This window comes from Bacillus sp. JJ1521 (genome assembly GCF_036965165.1).
GTDB lineage: Bacteria > Bacillota > Bacilli > Bacillales > Bacillaceae_L > Ferdinandcohnia.
The window spans coordinates 1-2629 of sequence record NZ_JBALOX010000059.1 but is presented as its reverse complement, the minus strand read 5'-3'; the positions used below and the strand labels follow the sequence as shown (position 1 = coordinate 2629).

The 2629-nt window shown below is 32.3% G+C and carries 3 protein-coding genes and 1 pseudogene; all 4 read right to left on the bottom strand.

What is annotated here, in order from left to right:
- Positions 1-186: pseudogene (locus V7147_RS09510) on the bottom strand (hypothetical protein); the annotation flags it as partial.
- Between the two features lie 301 nt (positions 187-487).
- Positions 488-1153: a CpsD/CapB family tyrosine-protein kinase gene (locus V7147_RS09505; RefSeq protein ID WP_335367616.1), complete on the bottom strand. Its 666-nt coding sequence runs from the start codon at positions 1151-1153 to the stop codon at positions 488-490.
- Positions 1143-1886 (bottom strand): YveK family protein, encoded by a 744-nt coding sequence (locus tag V7147_RS09500; protein WP_335367615.1) that lies wholly within the window; start codon positions 1884-1886, stop codon positions 1143-1145. The genes V7147_RS09505 and V7147_RS09500 overlap by 11 nt, the downstream gene beginning before the upstream one ends.
- Before the next feature lie 176 nt (positions 1887-2062).
- The gene (locus V7147_RS09495; RefSeq protein ID WP_335367614.1) at positions 2063-2413 is read right to left on the bottom strand and encodes a helix-turn-helix domain-containing protein; all 351 of its coding nucleotides are present in this window, start codon (positions 2411-2413) and stop codon (positions 2063-2065) included.
- Between the last annotated feature and the right edge of the window lie 216 nt (positions 2414-2629).

Genomic DNA, 2629 nt, shown 5'->3' with positions numbered 1-2629 from the left:
TTTATAAAGTTTAGTTATATAAGCAAATAAATGATGGCTTAATAATAGTGAAAGTGAAAGTATGACTGTTGATAATGTGAAAACAGAGAAGGTAGCATCAACTAAAAATCGGCTAATAAATATACAGGTTAACACAATAACCGAATCTAAAAAGATAAATAAAGATATTCTTTGACGATACGTCAACATTAAGTCCCCCTTTCCTTCATTCTTTTACTTTGATGGATTTCGTGTAATTTTACACACTCCTTTAAATTAATACCTTACCTATATACTTTTTCGTAAAAAAGCACATAGGTAAAATATTATTAATGAATGGGCATCTAACCCGTCCTCACACCACACTTTCGACGACTTGCGTCTAAGGCTGTTAACCCACAGCATGACCGAGTGCCCCCATTGATAGTGGTAAGGAGACATCACCAAATTTTCGATTAAAAGAATAAAAAATTCTTAATAAAGAACATTCCTGTCATAAAAAAAGACCTTAATATTGTTTTTCATTTATTACAACGCCTATAATCTTGGCCTTTGCTAAATCTAATTGTCGTTTTGTTTCAATTGCTTTTTTCGTATCTGTTTTACCGCTTTTAATCACTAAAATCACACCGTCGCATACGCTTGCGAGTATTTGAGTATCAGAAAGTTCTAAAAATGGTGGTGAATCAATTAATACGATATTGTAATTTTTTGAAGCCTTTTGCAATAAATCAAACATTGCCATTGAACCAATTAGATCTGAAGAAATAGTCGGAAGAGAACCGCTTGTTAATACATCCAATCTTCCGACTGCAGTTTGCACCACTGTTTCTTCTAAACTTAATTTACCTCTTAAAACATCTGTTAAACCTGTCATGTTCTCCACGTTAAAGATGGTGTGGAGAGCTGGTTTTTTTAAATTTGTATCAATCAGTAAAACGTTTTCCTTATTTTGTGCGAGTGAGATGGCTAAATTTGCAACGATTGTTGATTTTCCTTCTGAATGACCTGGAGATGTAACTAAAATCGTTTGATTTTTATTGACACCATTTATAAATTGCAGATTCGTTCGAATGGCCCGAAATTGCTCGGATATAATGGACTCTGGAAATGAATGAGTTGTTATCCCACTTTGCTTAACGATCTCATTTTGTTTAAATGGATTAAGAATCAATGGTTTCACCCCTTATACTGACCATTTGCTTTTTCAATTTTTTCCTCTGTGTGTTCTTTTTGTTAATTTTAGATACACTTCCTAAAACTGGGACACCCAAAGCTTTATTTACATCCTGAACGGTCAATAGTGAGTTATCCAATGAGTTTAGTAATAATACGATACCTACCCCACCAATAATCCCTCCAATAATTGCTGCTATTTTTAATTTTGACGTGTCACCGCTTATTTGTATTGGTAGCACAGTAGATTGCTGCAATATACTAATTTGAACATCATAATTTGTTTCAGTTGGTCCTTTTTTTTGGAATACTGCGGCTGTTGTGTTTGCAATTGCAACAGCTCTTTCTGGATCTACATCAATTACGTTAATGTTTACCCTTTGAGAACTACCAACAACACTAGCTGATATCTGGTTTGCCAAATTATCCGGTGATTGATTTAAGCCAAGTTCTTTAATTACCTCTTCCATAATTGGTGGATCCCTGAGAACAACTAATAATGTTTGGATTTGATCCTGACCACCATTTACCATTAGCCTGGCTGTATATTGGTAAACAGGTGTACTATTTCTTTCTGCAAAATAATACCCCGCTACTGTCGTTAAAATAGTAAATATTACAATAACCCACCAACGTCTCATTAAAATTAAAAAAATGTTTCTTAGATCTATTTCTTTTTCTGTCGCTGGTTCCATTACATAATGATTTGGCACTTGTAAATTTGGTTTCACTTCATCACCTGCTTTGTTTATTTGCATGGGTAGAAGTTCTTCATAAAGAACATATTACACAAAAAAATATTCTTTATTGTCATAATTGTTCAATTTGGAAAACCGTTACTATATACCCATAATAGTTCTTTATAAAGAACGTGTCAACCGTTTTTTTGGTGAATTCGCACTATTTTTTACTTTAGTGTATTGTAGTTTTTAATTTTTGCAATTGTATCTGCCATTGCTTTTAATTCTTCAAAGGTTACATTTTTACTTTTCATTTCTTGCGATAACATAAACCAATCCAGATCCATACCAACCCTATTATTCTCATCCTTATTGTTTTCATCAAAAAAATAGGATATATCAACCTTATAATAGTGTGTGAGCCTTTCCAGGAACTCGACTGTTGGCTTGCGTATGCCTCTTTCAATTTTAGATAAATTACTGTAATTGAAATCAATTTCCTCTCCTAATTCTTTCAAGGTCTTACCGTGTTGTAACCTCAATGTCTTAATTTGATCTCCGATATGCTTTTTTCTCATAGATACTTTAAATCCCCTCACATTTGTATATGTACTTATTCGTTGTTCTCAATAAAGTACATATTCGAACTATAGCATGATTTGACTATTTGAACAATAGAATATTATTAAATATTTAATATATATGATGAAGAAATTTTAGCATTCCATTTTTCATTATAAAGAACTAATCAATAATTATTAAAAAAGGATGATCCCTTAGTCTATTATGGTCTT

What these genes read in the sequence shown, in the direction of transcription:
- V7147_RS09495 (WP_335367614.1), bottom strand. Translation starts at nt 2,413, where the DNA reads ATGAGAAAAAAGCATATCGGAGATCAAATTAAGACATTGAGGTTACAA.